Annotated in this window: 17 protein-coding genes, 1 tRNA gene and 1 riboswitch; of the genes, 5 read left to right on the forward strand and 13 right to left on the reverse strand. The window is 45.8% G+C overall.

Annotated features, from left to right (window positions below):
* Positions 1 to 21: 21 nt before the first annotated feature.
* The 7 genes from OKS35_RS04440 to OKS35_RS04470 all read right to left on the reverse strand — a co-directional run bounded on the left by OKS35_RS04440 (position 22) and on the right by OKS35_RS04470 (position 6,016).
* Positions 22 to 774 carry a 3-oxoacyl-ACP reductase gene (locus OKS35_RS04440; RefSeq protein WP_264092570.1) on the reverse strand — a complete coding sequence of 251 codons (753 nt, stop codon included), beginning with the start codon at positions 772 to 774 and terminating at the stop codon, positions 22 to 24.
* A gap of 123 nt (positions 775 to 897) precedes the next feature.
* Positions 898 to 999: riboswitch (TPP riboswitch) on the reverse strand.
* A 185-nt stretch (positions 1,000 to 1,184) separates the two neighbouring features.
* Positions 1,185 to 1,682: a methyl-accepting chemotaxis protein gene (locus OKS35_RS04445; protein WP_264092571.1), complete on the reverse strand. Its 498-nt coding sequence runs from the start codon at positions 1,680 to 1,682 to the stop codon at positions 1,185 to 1,187.
* Positions 1,651 to 1,884: a methyl-accepting chemotaxis protein gene (locus tag OKS35_RS04450; RefSeq protein WP_264092572.1), complete on the reverse strand. Its 234-nt coding sequence runs from the start codon at positions 1,882 to 1,884 to the stop codon at positions 1,651 to 1,653. Before OKS35_RS04450 ends, OKS35_RS04445 begins: the two co-directional genes overlap by 32 nt.
* 123 nt (positions 1,885 to 2,007) lie before the next feature.
* The gene (locus OKS35_RS04455) at positions 2,008 to 3,537 is read right to left on the reverse strand and encodes an AMP-binding protein (RefSeq protein ID WP_264092573.1); all 1,530 of its coding nucleotides are present in this window, start codon (positions 3,535 to 3,537) and stop codon (positions 2,008 to 2,010) included.
* Entirely contained in the window at positions 3,530 to 4,390 is an 861-nt protein-coding gene (locus OKS35_RS04460; RefSeq protein ID WP_264092574.1) for an SDR family NAD(P)-dependent oxidoreductase, read from the reverse strand. Before OKS35_RS04460 ends, OKS35_RS04455 begins: the two co-directional genes overlap by 8 nt.
* Positions 4,391 to 4,523: 133 nt before the next feature.
* A complete protein-coding gene (locus tag OKS35_RS04465) occupies positions 4,524 to 4,946 on the reverse strand; it encodes an SRPBCC family protein (protein WP_214781271.1) in 423 nt (140 codons plus the stop codon).
* Between the two features lie 206 nt (positions 4,947 to 5,152).
* Complete coding sequence (locus OKS35_RS04470) at positions 5,153 to 6,016, reverse strand: GRP family sugar transporter (RefSeq protein ID WP_078146990.1); 864 nt, start codon at positions 6,014 to 6,016, stop codon at positions 5,153 to 5,155.
* A gap of 123 nt (positions 6,017 to 6,139) precedes the next feature.
* On the opposite strand from OKS35_RS04470, the gene OKS35_RS04475 reads away from it, so the two are divergent.
* The 3 genes from OKS35_RS04475 (at position 6,140) to OKS35_RS04485 (ending at position 7,285) form a co-directional block, all read left to right on the forward strand.
* A tRNA-Ala gene (locus tag OKS35_RS04475) sits at positions 6,140 to 6,212 on the forward strand.
* Between the two features lie 112 nt (positions 6,213 to 6,324).
* The gene (locus tag OKS35_RS04480) at positions 6,325 to 6,657 is read left to right on the forward strand and encodes a four-helix bundle copper-binding protein (RefSeq protein WP_012726406.1); all 333 of its coding nucleotides are present in this window, start codon (positions 6,325 to 6,327) and stop codon (positions 6,655 to 6,657) included.
* Positions 6,658 to 6,718: 61 nt separating this feature from the next.
* The gene (locus tag OKS35_RS04485; RefSeq protein WP_012726407.1) at positions 6,719 to 7,285 is read left to right on the forward strand and encodes a 3'-5' exonuclease; all 567 of its coding nucleotides are present in this window, start codon (positions 6,719 to 6,721) and stop codon (positions 7,283 to 7,285) included.
* A gap of 23 nt (positions 7,286 to 7,308) precedes the next feature.
* Here OKS35_RS04485 and OKS35_RS04490 read toward each other — a convergent pair whose 3' ends face one another.
* The 5 genes from OKS35_RS04490 to OKS35_RS04510 form a co-directional block, all read right to left on the reverse strand.
* Positions 7,309 to 8,370, reverse strand: a complete 1,062-nt coding sequence (locus tag OKS35_RS04490; protein ID WP_264092575.1) for a bifunctional glycosyltransferase family 2/GtrA family protein — start codon at positions 8,368 to 8,370, stop codon at positions 7,309 to 7,311.
* A gap of 90 nt (positions 8,371 to 8,460) precedes the next feature.
* On the reverse strand, positions 8,461 to 9,450 hold the full coding sequence (locus OKS35_RS04495; protein ID WP_031423558.1) for a sodium:calcium antiporter: 990 nt from the start codon (positions 9,448 to 9,450) through the stop codon (positions 8,461 to 8,463).
* A 187-nt stretch (positions 9,451 to 9,637) separates the two neighbouring features.
* Positions 9,638 to 10,486: an HD domain-containing protein gene (locus OKS35_RS04500; protein WP_264092576.1), complete on the reverse strand. Its 849-nt coding sequence runs from the start codon at positions 10,484 to 10,486 to the stop codon at positions 9,638 to 9,640.
* A gap of 100 nt (positions 10,487 to 10,586) precedes the next feature.
* Positions 10,587 to 11,294, reverse strand: a complete 708-nt coding sequence (locus OKS35_RS04505; protein ID WP_264092577.1) for an SDR family oxidoreductase — start codon at positions 11,292 to 11,294, stop codon at positions 10,587 to 10,589.
* A gap of 36 nt (positions 11,295 to 11,330) precedes the next feature.
* Positions 11,331 to 11,876, reverse strand: coding sequence for a glycerol-3-phosphate responsive antiterminator (locus OKS35_RS04510; RefSeq protein WP_078146995.1), 546 nt, complete (start codon positions 11,874 to 11,876; stop codon positions 11,331 to 11,333).
* Positions 11,877 to 11,991: 115 nt separating this feature from the next.
* Here OKS35_RS04510 and OKS35_RS04515 point away from each other — a divergent pair, with 115 nt between their 5' ends.
* Together OKS35_RS04515 and OKS35_RS04520 are read left to right on the forward strand one after the other, a co-directional pair.
* Positions 11,992 to 12,417 carry a GNAT family N-acetyltransferase gene (locus tag OKS35_RS04515; RefSeq protein WP_214781286.1) on the forward strand — a complete coding sequence of 142 codons (426 nt, stop codon included), beginning with the start codon at positions 11,992 to 11,994 and terminating at the stop codon, positions 12,415 to 12,417.
* A gap of 25 nt (positions 12,418 to 12,442) precedes the next feature.
* The gene (locus OKS35_RS04520) at positions 12,443 to 13,612 is read left to right on the forward strand and encodes a cation:proton antiporter (protein ID WP_264092578.1); all 1,170 of its coding nucleotides are present in this window, start codon (positions 12,443 to 12,445) and stop codon (positions 13,610 to 13,612) included.
* Positions 13,613 to 13,651: 39 nt separating this feature from the next.
* On the opposite strand, the gene OKS35_RS04525 is transcribed toward OKS35_RS04520, so the two are convergent.
* Positions 13,652 to 14,269, reverse strand: coding sequence for a DedA family protein (locus tag OKS35_RS04525; protein ID WP_264092579.1), 618 nt, complete (start codon positions 14,267 to 14,269; stop codon positions 13,652 to 13,654).
* Between the last annotated feature and the right edge of the window lie 27 nt (positions 14,270 to 14,296).

Below are 14,296 nucleotides of genomic sequence, written 5' to 3' on the forward strand. Positions count from 1 at the left end.
TATCCTTTATAGAATTATTCTTTAGTTCATGGTCAATCCACCGTCCACTACCAAGTTCTGGCCAGTGATACCTGATGCTTCTTCAGATGACAGATACGAGACAAGTTGAGCAACCTCTTCGGGAGTCGTGACCTGCCTCAGGGGCGTAGTCCGGGCAATCAAATCGAAGACTTCGGGACTTGTCACTGAACTCGCATCAGTCATCTTTAACAACCCTCCAGATACTACATTGGCCCTTATCCCAAACTTTCCAAGCTCCGAGGCAAGATTGCGCGTAAATCCGATCAATCCCGCTTTCGCCGTCGTGTATTCATGGTAAGGCACTACAGGGTTTTGGAATAGGTTTGTCCCGATGTTGATGATACTCCCCTCAGATCTTTCAATGAATTGAGGGAGTACACTCTGGGAAACATTGAACGCTGCCTTGATTGTTCCGTCCAGTTGCTTCTGATAGTCGTCCCAAGAGAGGTGTTCGAATGCCTTCTGTGCCATCGGGTCAAACTTAAAATCTACTAACGCGTTGTTTACAACCACATCTACGTGACCATAGTGTTCCGTTGCTTTCTTAATTAATAAATCGACATCTTCTCGTCTCGTCACATCACCATAGATAGCTATTGCATGTTCTTCCCCTAACATTTGAACCAACTCATTTGCGGCTCTTCTACTTTTATAGTAGTTGATGACCACTTTGAATCCTTTCTCTACCAATACTCTGGCGATTGTGGCGCCTAATCCTCTGCTACTACCTGTTACAAGTACAACTTTACTCATCATTGTGATCTCCTTTTTGTCTAGATGATTGTTTGTCTATAAAAAAACACAACTTCTCGCGTGAGAGAAGTTGTGTACAAGCAAAAGATACATGGCAAAAAGGAAATGAATCCATTTGCGGATGCAGTCATGTTCACACTTCCCTACGCTAGTACTATCTAGTTCAGGTTCGAAGGGTTCGAGTTTTAACTCGTCTCAGTTCAATGAACACCCCTAGTGATGCTATTTAGTTCTAGCTTAATGTATAGCATGAGGAAAAAAATGTCAAGGTGGTTGAATGGTATTTTTTCCTTTTAGTTCAACAAAAGGCAGCTGATATAGAAAAATCACAACCACCTGCAAATATAGGTCAGAGTTGTTCGTGACAAAATTAAGGATGTAATCTGTTCGACTGTTGTAAGATTCGACGATTACAGGCTGAAATTTCGACTTCTTCCCTTCAAATTCTCTGCGGTCTCAGCTAACTCTTTTACGAAATGATTCATCGTCTCGCTCGTTACAGACAACCGTTCAGCAGACGCGGCGACCTCCTCATTTCCTGCAGTGCTCTCCTCAGAAATTGATGTGATATCCGAAAGTGCTTTCTGAATGACTTGCTGGTTAGACTTCACACGGTCGAATCTTGTTTGCATCGAATGACTTAACGTCCTCATTTTTTCAACACTCGTTTCCATCTCTTCAAAAGATGTCTTGGTCAGTTCGAGCGTTCGTTTCCCATCTTCAGTTGACTTTCTGCTTTCTGTGAATACGGCGTCCAGTTCTAGTGAATTGCGTTTAACGTTCGTTGCGATTTCTGAGATCTCGCTCACAGACTTAGAAACGTCATCCGAAAGAGTCCTTATCTCGGCAGCGACGACTGCGAATCCTCTTCCTTGGTCACCCAGCTCGTGCTGCCTCAATCGCAGCATTGAGTGCAAGTAAGTTCGTCTGTTCCGAAATTTGACGGATCAATGTTACGAGCTGCGCTACTTCATCCGCTTGTTTCTCATAATCTTTTACTTGTAACTGTTGAATTTGGCTATATATACGAGACATTTGCTCGACCGCATCCTCCATGAGACGGTGACCCGAGACGGTCGTGTTCCAAACAAAATCCGCCTGATGGCTCACTTCATCACCTTTTTTGGCACAGAGCTGACTAAAGTAGAGAATTCATTCAATTGGCTGATAAACAATCTCCAGACTAATTACCAGTGATAACTTATGCTAAATGAAAATATTAAATAGGAATTTTTACATCCATTCAAGTCGCTTCCTATCCAACTTCCCGACTGCTGTATACGACAACTCATCTACAAACACGATTTCTCGTGGAAGCTGATATGTTGTCAGTCGTTCGCGCAACCAGCTCATTAATGCCTCTTCTGTCAGCAGTTCATCATACACCTGTACATATGCCTTCAAGATGTGACCCGCGTATACATCCTCTACCCCGATGACGGCGACGTCCTCGACATTCGGATGGTCGCGCAAAACCGTCTCGACTTCCCCAGGATAAATATTGTTTCCTGCCGAGATGATCAAGTCGTCTGTTCGTCCACACAAAAAATAATAGCCGTTCTCATCCCGGTATCCGACATCACCCGTTTGAATCCAGCGGTTTTTCTGGTTTTGCATGGACCACTTATTTCGTATGCAAAATTCCCCGATGGCCCCTGGCTCGACTTCCGCTCCATCTTTCACTACCTTTAAGTCCCCTCCCGGAATCCTTCTCCCGAGCGTGTTCGCATCATACTGTAAATCTTCTGGTGTGGCGATCAGATTCAAGCCCGCTTCCGATGTTCCATATAGATTGTATAAGACGCTCCCCAACTCGTTATGGACTTCACGGACTAAAACGGGATGAAGCTTCGCACCACCGGACGCGATACAAGCGAGAGAATGAAGTGATGTTGGATCGTATCGTAACATTTTGTGGATCATGAGCGGGACGACCGTGACCACTTCTACCTTGTGTCGCCGAATGAGGTCACAGGCTCTCTGCACATCAAAGCTCTCTTGAATGACGACCTGTTTCCCTAGCGCTAGAAAAGATAAAAGGATGGCGATGCCGTAGCCATGGTAAATCGGGGTGGCAATATAGGCAGTGTTGAATGATGGCAACTGCAACCGATTCAATAAAGCCGTGAATGGAGCCAGAAAGTGAAAGAGGGATGGTTTGTGAATCACCTGTTTCGGTTTTCCGGTAGTGCCACCGGTCAACAGCACGATTTTCCCGCTCGATGCGACCGGAAGCTTTCCTTTTTTATGTCGCTTCGAATCCGATAAACTATTGATTGATACCTTTTCCTCATGATAGCTGACGAGTGTCGAACGTTCGTAAGACGAGTTTTCAATTAAGTCTTCGAACTCCTCATCGTAAATCAAAAGATCGAATGTTTGTTCTTCTACGAGCCGGTTGAACTGCAGTTGACTCATCGAACAATGGAGCATATAGATGTCTGCACCGAGTCGTGAGGCCGCAAACATCCCTTGTACGAAAGACGCGTGGTTCTTACAAAGAAACGCCACTTTTTGTCCCATTTTAACCCCATACTGATCAGCCAAACGATGAGCAAGATGTTCACAGCGTGACTTTAGCTCTTGATACGTCAATGTTTCTCGGCTATCCACTAAAGCCGTTTTTGGACTCCCTGCTCTTTCAGTCAATGTAAAAAGAAGCATCAAGTTGATTCCGTTTTGACGGATTGCGACGAACAGACGGCCTAGGTTCGATGGTGATAGAAAATGGAGCTGCGACAAGACTTTCACTAACTTAACCATTCCCACTGTCACGCTCCTTTCTCTTAAGTAATGTAGGGACCATCCAGTCTATCGGTCTTCTGAAAACAAGAGACGCTACTTGACCGAGGAACAACCACCACGGCTTATATACTGGTCGTTTTGTATACAGGGCATGTCCAATCAGTTCCGCCACATGTACCGGTGACATGGCAGGAGAATGCTGATAAGCTAGCGTTTGTTTAATCATCGGTGTTTTTACTAGCGGTAGATATAGAGCCGTCGTGGAAATATTTTTGATTGTGAGTTCCGGACCCGCAGAGCGAAACCACGTATCGAACGCGGCTTTTGATGCCTGATAGGCCGCCCAGTGAGGAAAAGGATGAAGTAACACATTGATGGTCGACACATTGACGATCTGCCCGTTCTTCTTTTCGAGCAACGGAATGAGCGATAGCATCAATTGTACCGGAGCAAAATAATTGATCGCCATCGTCCGAGTGAAGTCATGGTATCGATCGAGTGACTCAGTGATGGGACGATTGATGGAGATTCCAGCATTGCTGACGAAAACATCCAATCCTTCCGGTAGTTGATGGAGATACGCCAACAATCCATTCCGTTCCTCTTCAATTCGAAGATCTGCCGGGAACAAGGTCACCGTGGCTGACCCCTTCTCGATTTCAGACTTCATGACGTTCATGTCTGCTTCTCTACGGGCGACGAGAATCAGGTGCGCGGTTGTATCCGCTAGTAGATAAGCGAAAGCCTGCCCGATTCCTGAGCTCGCTCCAGTAATCAATATCGTTTTCCGATTCAGCTCTGATTTCATTTTCTGATAATCGAAGGAAGGAAATCGGAATAGGAGTCTCTCTAGTAACGTGTAGTCATACATATTGCCAGCACCTTTTATTTATATTCGTCTCTTCAAGCTAAAAAAACCTAGACAATCATTTGGCCATACATGACAAACAGCAGCGTCCACTTTAATTGAAAAGGACCTGCTGTTCAAACCTTCCGTTTATCTTTTATACACTCTTCCCATTCGCATATCGAGTGAAATTGTCGAGAATCGCCTGCCAGCCTTGTCGTTGCATTTCAACCGGATTCATCGACTCCGCATCAAACACCTCGACCACCTTCGTCTGATCCCCTTCAGAAGTAAATGAAATTCTGACTCTCCGTTCATCCTCAAGGCGATACTGAATGAGCTCATTTACTTCAACTTCCTCATATACCCCTTCAAAATCAAAGCCCATGCTCTGATCTTTTGCTTCCATCCGACTACGAAACTTCCCGCCGACCCGTAAGTCGTTCTCCGCCTCAATCGTATGCCAATCGTCAGACGCATGATTCCATTGTTTGATATGTTCAGGTTCTGTCCAGAATTTCCAGACTGTGTCGATTGGTGCATCGACGAGCGTTGATATCGTCACGACATTTGAATCCATGATTCGTTTCCCCTTTATTCTACAATTTTGATCAATCACGAATGCGCTGCCCGTCCTATATGACGAACGCAATATGAGATTACTTCCCTATCGATCACATCTTCTCCTGCTCTCATTTCAACGATTGAAAGATACTTAAAACAAAAACCTTGAATGGCACTCAAAATCGAGTTCATTCAAGGCTCTTTTCATTTCATAATTGAAGCTTAACTCTTGGCAATCCCAAGCATAAATCCAGCGACGACAATCAACCCGATTCCCATGAAAACAAAGACGCGTTCTTTTGTCGTCTTCTCTTCTTTCAAGAGATAGATCCCACCAAGTGTCGCCACGACGACGTTCAATTGGGATAAGGCGAACGAAGTTGCAATCCCCACTTCTCCGCTTGAAACGAAAAGTCCGAAGTTCCCGATTCCCCAGGCTATCCCCGCCAAGATGTTTTTGAATGTGCGAGGATCAAGTTTCTTGACGTCCTTTTCACGAAGACTGAACAGAAGTGCCGCGATGAACATCCCGACGGATTGTGGAAGAATCGCGGTGATTCCTTCTACTTCAAAATAGTTCGTCAAGACGGCATATGTGACGTAACCAATACTCGAAACGAATAGGACGAGTAAACCCTTTTTCAACGCACCGGCACTGTCCTGATCTTTCTTCTGTTGGTATGAAGTCATAGTCGCTCCGATGATAATCAAGACGAGCGCTGAAAACCCTAACCATAGCTCCGTCGATGTCTGCCAGTCCCCGAGTACGATGACCCCAAAGAGAGACGTCCCAACGAGTTGCATCCCCGTGCTGATTGGCATCGCTTTGGAGACGCTTAAGATTTGGAACGATTGGAACTGCAAATATTGACCGAGCGCCCAGAACGCCCCTGAGATAAATCCGGTCACGATGGCGAGTGTCGTGAACTCCGGTCGGAAGACGAGGGCAATCACTGTTGCCATGATCATCGCCCCGATGGTCGTTCCGATTAACTGCTGAATCGGTTTTCCTCCTACTTTCGACACGATGAGTGGAATACTTCCCCACATGAGTGCCGGTAAGAGTGCCAAAAGAATCATTTCCATGAAGCACACCTGCTTTCTTAATATAACGTCTAACATGAAATTCCCACGTCTCCAATTTTATAAACCTAAATTCAAAAAGGGAATTGCCATGTCGAATACTACGATGATATAATGATTTCGAACGGGGCATTAGCTCAGCTGGGAGAGCGCTACGCTGGCAGCGTAGAGGTCAGGGGTTCGAGCCCCCTATGCTCCATTAATTGGTCACATCTCGAATGAGGTGTGGCTTTTTTATTGGTATGGTGCGATTCAACCTCTTTCTGAACGGGTAATGATAGTTAGACTTTTTCATATAAGGGGGAATTTTGATGGAACGTACATCTGTAGAAGAAACATTGACGAGCGTGATCGAATGCATGCGCGCATGCAACCACTGCTTCTCAAAAAGTTTGCAAGAAGAGGATTTACACATGTTCACCGAATGCATCCGCCTGACTCGAGAATGCTCAGACATTTGTACTTTAGCTTTAAATGCCTTAGAAACAGATTCAGCCTTTTCAAAACCAATCGTTGCTTTATGCGCCCAAGTCTGTGATACGTGTGCGGTAGAATGCGGACGACATCAGCACGACCATTGTCAAGCCTGTGCCAAAGCATGTGAGCGTTGTGCGGAAGCTTGCCGAACACTTGTTGCCGCTTAAGCACGACATTCGTCTAACTTTCTGTTAGACTTTTTTTATTGCTTACGAAAGAAGGTAAACTATGAACCATACCATTCTCGCACTTGACGTGGAGACCGCTAACCGTGATAGTCGCAGCATCTGTTCTGTCGGATGGAGCATCCTTCAAAATGGTGATGTGGTCGAAACCGACCAGCGACTCGTCAATCCGGAGGAAGACTTTGATATGGGTAACATCCGCGTCCATGGCATTCGTCCGAGTGACGTGTGGGATGCACCGGCATTACCGGAAGTGCTTTCCTCTCTTTACCCGATTTTACGGGAAGTGGACCTCGTCATCGCACATAACGCTTCATTTGACATGGGTGCCTTGAGAAAGGCGATTGTGAAATATGATCTATTCGATTTCCCTACAATCGAGTACGGTTGCACCGTCAAACTGTCACGTAAACTGTATCCAGGACTCCCGAACCATAAGTTGAACACGATGGCAGAACACTTGAATGTGCCGTTTATTCATCATGATGCTGCGGAAGATGCTCGCGTATGCGCGCTACTTATGCGAGACATGATGCAAAAAACCGGCATCACAAGCCCAAAAGAATTACATCGCTATACGTCCGTGAAAACAGGAACGCTCGCATATTAAACCGGTCATGAAATCATGACCGGTTATTTTTTGAAAATCCATCTCTTCTGGACATAATAACTGACGATAAAGAGAAAACTATCGACAATTACTTTTAGGATGACCTCGCCTTGTCTGAGCAAGAGAAACAAGAGATAAACAAGGAGTGCTGAAACGGCCATTTGAAGCACGACGAGACTAAAATATTTCGGAAGAGACCGCCGCGCCTTCGAATCGAAGACTACTTTTCGATTAACGAGATAATTGAAGAGAGAGGAAATGATTCGAGCGATGACCGTCGCGATGACGACGTGAGCCGTATCGAAGTATGGGGATAATAAATAAATAAAGAGCGCATACATCCCTACGTCGACAAGGAACGAGGCGACAGAGGATAACGAATACATCAAAAACATCCGATAAATTAAAATCGAGTCGAGAATCGGTCTAAAATGGGATGAATCATTTTCATTCTCATATACGGTCTCGATGGTCGTTTGTTGAATCGGGACCTGCAATCGTTTCGTGAACGTGAGCATATTCATCTCGAACTCATATCGATTTCCAGGAATGTCAATCAGTTGTCGTGCATATCGCATCGGGATGGCTCGAAGTCCCGTCTGCGTGTCTTTTAACTTCAGCCCGCTCCCAATCAACATGACGAGCCGTGTCGCCTGATTGCCGAATCGGCTCCGGAACGGAATCGCATCTCCGCTAAAATCTCGACATCCCATGATGAGATGATGTGGTTTATTCAACCCTTCCTCATAGACGCTGACGACATCTTGCGGCAAGTGCTGCCCGTCGGCATCGACCGTGATGACCCCCGTTTTATCCGGATATGTGTCCACCACATACCGTAACCCCGTCTTGATTGCTGCTCCCTTCCCTTGATTCTGTTCGTGCGTTAACACTTGGTCGACAAATGATGCAATCTTATCAAATGTGCCTACCGACGATTCGTCACTACCGTCATTGACCACAATGATGTTCGAAAACCCACTCGCCCTCAACTTCTCCACGAGTGTGACAAGTGCCTCATCAGGGTTATAGGCCGGAATCAAAATCGAATACGCTTGGCGTGTTTCCACTTCATGCATCTGCATCGCCACCCCTCCTTCAATTCCTCTATACCCGAAGCAATGAATTCGCATTCCCAATAAAAAAAACATCAGCCCTAAGGCTGATGCATGTACTCACCCGATAAAGATCAAGTAAGACGAAACGAAATAGACAACGACAACGAGTAACGAAGGAATCACATAACGTACCTTCGACGTGACATTTTGTCTTAGCACACTATACATGACGAGGATCGATAGGATGGTGATCCCGACCGCAGATACGAGGTGTGACGTCGAGACATCTGCGAGAATCGATCCATTCCGATAGAAGACATCTGACATGGCGATAATCAACATGTTGAAGATATTCGAGCCGAGAATCGAACCGAATGCCAAGTTGACATTACGTAGTTTGAGCGCCATGAACACAGCGACCGCTTCCGGGAGTGACGTCGATGCCGCAATCAAGAAGCTACCGACAAAACTAGAACCGAGTCCTGTGACAACGGCAATTTGATCACCTGTGATGGAAAGGGCTGTTCCTGCCGCCATGATTACGATTGCAGCGATGATGAATCCAAAGACCGCACGTTTCAGCGTGATCTCTTCATATTTACCGACAACCACTTCTTCTTCGACTTCATGCTCCGCGACCGGCTCTGTCGGTTGTTTCCCGATATAGTAGATTCCGATACCGTATAGAATCGCAATCAAGAGCGCGTCGACTCCGATTCCGATAAACGTCATATCGACGCGAACGATCAAAGCAATCAACGTCGTGACGGTCAAGAGTAACCCAAGTCCGGCCGTGTACAGGTGGTCCCGACTCGCATAGTTGAACAATTGCTTCTGTCGGAAGTATAGGTCGAACATCGCTAAGATAAAGATATTGAATAGGTTACTTCCGAGCATGTTTCCGATGGCGATGTCTGGGTTGTCAATCATGACAGCCGATATACTTGTTGTCACTTCCGGGAGCGAAGTCGCTCCTGCCAATAAAACCGTACCGACAAGCATCCCGCCCATTTTCGACTTTTCAGTCATGACGTCGGCGTACGTCGATAATTTGATTGCTGCGTAGACGGTGATGGCCGCAGCCAGTAAGAAATAAACAAATACCATTTTTTCTCCTCCTTGGGTAAACAAAAAAGACCTTTTTATGGACGACAAAAACGCCCATAAAAAGGTCTTGCGGACTTGTAAAAGCTCGATGGACCGAGTGCGCACGCACTGTAATGACGACCCATCGACCACGATTGTGGTCGCTACTCCCCTTTTTATCTTCCCTTTGACTATAGCATGAAGAGAACTAGTTGACAATCGAGCGACGTATGAGTGCGAGAAGTTCTTGTGGCTCGAGAGCCGTCCGATATGCGAGTTCTTGCATCCCCGCGAGCTTCTCGGGTGACAATGGCGTGGTCCAACCCGCTTCGTGAAGTCGCTGTCGGAAGCACACAATCTCTACTTCATCAATCGTATCTCGCCCGACAATCTCCTTTAACTCATATGCCGTTTGACATAGTGGTGCCGATTCTTGCAACCATTCGTCTTCGACGAAATGGGTCAGCATCGATTCAAGAAGCCTTGCCACTTTTCGATCTTTTGAATTTTTCTCGCCGTAAAACAATAGATGGAGTTCTTGTTCATACAAACCGATTAGGTCTGTCGAACTCCGAAACGGTTCAAATGCTGATAGTAATTCATGATAATACCATGATTGGTCTCGCAGCGGTCGTTTAAAACGTTGCCACACCTTCATCCCTTCCATCTCAAGATCATAACGGATGGAACGGAGATTATGTAGCTTATCCGCCACGAGAAGTGCGACTTCATCAAATTGTAGTGATTTCACCTGCTGAAGTGTCATTCGTTTCCGTTGTTCCCACGACTTGTCACGATTTTTTTCCGAGACCGCGAGAACGAGCCTGTGCACGTCAGATCCGAATTTTGATAAGATTTCTTGTGGGTCCGTCTTCGTGTCCTCAATCATATCGTGAAGCAATCCTGCCGCCACGACTGCCGGTGCTTGATGATCGGACTCAAGAAGCATGGCGACCGAGAATGAGTGTGACAAATATGGTATGGATGAACCTTTTCGGAACTGTCCTCCGTGACGAATAGACGAAAAACGTAACGCCTCTTCTACGAGCGGGTTCATGTCGCCATCCTCCTTCTTCCGGATAAAAACTCTCCTATTCATTACCCGGAATTAGGTACATATAACCTAAAAACATCCCAATTTTAGGTATATGGTCACATTATTCTTCATAAATCATTTTTTTCGTCATTCCTCCATCAACGACAAGATTATGCCCGTTCACAAAACTGTTCTGACGATCAATCAAGTACCTCACAGCGCGGACGATATCTTCCGGTTCACCGACACGTCCCGATGGGTGTTGCTCATGATCAATCTCACGTAACGACTCATCAGACGTATGAATCCATCCTGGACTGATTGCATTCACCGTCACAGGGCGGCCGCCTAATGAGATGGCAAGTGAATGGGTCAAACCGACGATGCCTCCTTTAGATGCACCATATGCATCCCAATGCGGTTCGTTCTGGAAAGCACGTGTCGAGGCCATGTTAACGATTCTTCCATATGACTCATCTTGATTCAGTTGTAAAAAGTATTTCGCACAACTAAATGTTCCGACTAAATTGACATCGATGACTCGTTTAAACGTGTCAATCTCAAGCTCATCAATCGGCTTGACCAGCGAAGCGATTCCTCCATTGTTGATCAATACATGGGCTCGACCAAATTCGTTGTGAATATCGTCAAAGACACGCTTAAGTTCAGACGTGTCCCCAAGGTCCACTTGATAAAAGCGTAACCCTTCGATATCCGGATCATCTCCAATGTCTAGCCCGATCACTTCATACTGATTTACGAAAGCTTGAGCAATCGCATAACCAATTCCTTGACTGACCCCTGTTACAATCATCACGTCTTTCATCATTCATCCCTCCTAAAAGACTGTATACCCAAATCTCGATTAGTCGGACCATAGTTTTCGATTCGAAGTCGTGATCACGCTCGCTCCCGCATCAAGAGCCGCTTGGACTTCTTCTCGTGTTTCAATCAGTCCACCAGCGAAAACGGGGATTCCCGTCTCCTCCTTTACCCGTTGAATATACTTTGGCACAATGCCTGGCAATACTTCGATATAGTCCGGTTTCGAACGTTCAATGTGTTTGATACTTTTCTCTAATGAGGTGGAATCAATTAAAAATAGACGCTGCACAGTGACTACATCATTTTGCTTTGCTTTGACGATGACGTTTCCTTTCGTCGAGATGATGCCGAACGGTTTGAACGTCTGGCAGACATATTCTGTCGCATACTCGTCCGCCTTCATACCTTGAATCAAATCCATATGGATGAACACTTTTTTATCATGCTTCCCCAATAATCTGAAGATGGAGTCCAATCGGCTCATATGAATCTCTAATAACACCCCTAATTCGAAATCACTCGATAAAAACCGCTCCAAATCCCGCATGTCCCGTATCGCCGGTAAGATGGATTGACCATTGATCATCAACTATTCCCCCTGTCTCCTTCTCATTATGCAGATAGCCGATTTTATAAATCAAGGTTTACTCATTCAATATATCGGGAAAGTAAAATCAACTTGTGTAGAGGGGGATTTGAGTATGGTCAATGAAGTAACTGTAAAAGTCGAAACACCGACTCCAGAACAACATCAAGCGTTACGCGTGAAGGCGGGGATGCCACGACGTTCTGATCGAGGTACGGTGAAGGGGCTTCAAAATACACTGTATGGTATTTGTTTATACTTAAATGATGAGATTGTCGGAATGGGACGTGTCGTCGGTGACGGCGGGATGGTATTCCATTTAGTAGATATCGTCGTAGATCCGGAATGCCAGGGGCTTGGACTCGGAAAATTACTCATGGAGCATTTGATGGAATGGATCTTACAGGAAGCGGATGAAACGGCCATCATTAGTCTAATCGCAGACATACCAGCCGATGGGTTGTATCGACAGTTCGGTTTTGATTACTCACGACCTGAATCCGTTGGAATGGAGTATCAATGGAATCAAAGAGAAAGCTAATTGGGGTCATGAGCGGAGATGACGTATGGATGGATTAAATATCATCGTGTTGCTCGGGTTGGCGCTCACCCTCATCTCTGTCCTCAGTCTCCTGATTGAACGATTATTCTTCCCAAGTATTTTAGCGTTTATCGCAATCGGGGTCGGGGTCGGGTTTTTCTGGGATGGGAATGAAGTCTTTAAAGTTGCGGGAGAGATTGGAATCATTCTTTTGTTTTTCCTACTCGGTCTAAAGTTTCCACTACGTGAACTTTGGAAGCGCATGCAGAAAGTATGGAAGGCGGGAATACTCGATATCATTCTGTCATTCGGGGTATCGTTCGGGATTGCTTTAGCATTTGGTCTCGATTTCCCTCGCGCCTTTTTAATCGGGGCCGTCTTATATGCGACGAGCTCCTCCATCTCTGCGAAACTGCTTGAGCAGCATTCCGAAAAACATGAAGATATTAAAGAGTTTGTGCTCGCATTACTCATCTTTGAGGATATTTTTGCCCCACTCCTCTTGACGGTTGCCCCTTTCATCATTCAAGAAGAACCGGTTGCGATGTCCGATATCGGCAAAGTGTTCGTAGGATTTCTTATATTTGGCGTACTCTTGTTCATTGGTTCGAGCTTCGTATCCAAGCAACAAAAATTTTCGAAGCACTTACTGCGACAAGATGATGCAAGTATCGGTCTTATTGGACTCATTCTCTTTTTCGCAGGAATCGGCATGGTGTTTGGATTATCTGAGATTTTAGGGGCATTTATCGCCGGGATCTTGCTCGCAGATATCCACGATGTGAGACCGCTAAAGCGTTTGACCGTACCCGTCCGAGATTTATTCTTGCCGATCTTTTTCATCTCGTTCGGTATCTCGATCAATCTCGAGAAAGGTGTCATCGTAAATGCGCTCTTCTTCGTATTGATTGTGTGGGGTGTATTATCCAAATGGATTGTCGGACGCGTCGGGGGCAGAATCTATGGCTTGACGCGTGTTCAAGCCAATGAAGCCGGGTTCTCACTCGCGCCACGTGGGGAGTACTCTATTTTATTCACCGCCCTTTCGAACGGGGCCATCAACTTGTTTGTCGGTCTCTATATTTTCGTGTCAGCCATTGTCGGAATCATTCTGTTCCGCTTCTCAGAGTACTTGGCAGAAAAAACGGAGAAAACCCTCACGAAAGTCTTACCTGACGAGAAAAAAGAAGAATGAATTGGCGGACCCATACGCTGGGTCCGCCTGTTTTGTGCGTTAGTCTTTTGCCCGTTTGTTGTGCCGCTTTTTACGCCAGACGATATAAATGATGACGCCGATGAACAGCAGCCCATAGATCGCGTAGGAATAGGCATCGAGGTATGAGAGGATATCTTGCCAGTTCTCGCCGACTTTCATCCCGATGAAGATGAGAATGGTATTCCATAAGGCTGTTCCAGCCGTACTGAGCAGTAGAAATTTCACGAATGGCATGTTTGACATCCCTGCAGGAATCGAGATTAGGCTTCGAACGACCGGCATCAAACGTCCAAAGAAGACCATCCAGCCCCCGTACCGGTCGAACCACGCATCCGCTTTTTTTACATCATTCAGATCAAGTCGTAACCACTTCCCATATTTCTTCGTCCATTTTTCGATCTGCTCGACATCAAACAATAGTCCGAGGCCGTATAATAATACGGCTCCTAATATGGCTCCGACTGTCGATGCCACGATGACGAGCGTGATGGACAAGTTCGTCTTTACAGCAAAAAAACCACCAAAGAGTAAGACGACTTCAGAAGGGATCGGTGGAAACACATTTTCAATAAAAATCATGAATGCAATCCCTATGTAGCCGTACTGTTCAATCACAGAAATCATCCAGTCACTCATGTCTCTTCCTCCATTCTCCCCTCTATA

This window comes from Exiguobacterium sp. N5 (assembly GCF_025842465.1).
GTDB classification, from domain to species: Bacteria; Bacillota; Bacilli; order Exiguobacteriales; family Exiguobacteriaceae; genus Exiguobacterium; species Exiguobacterium profundum.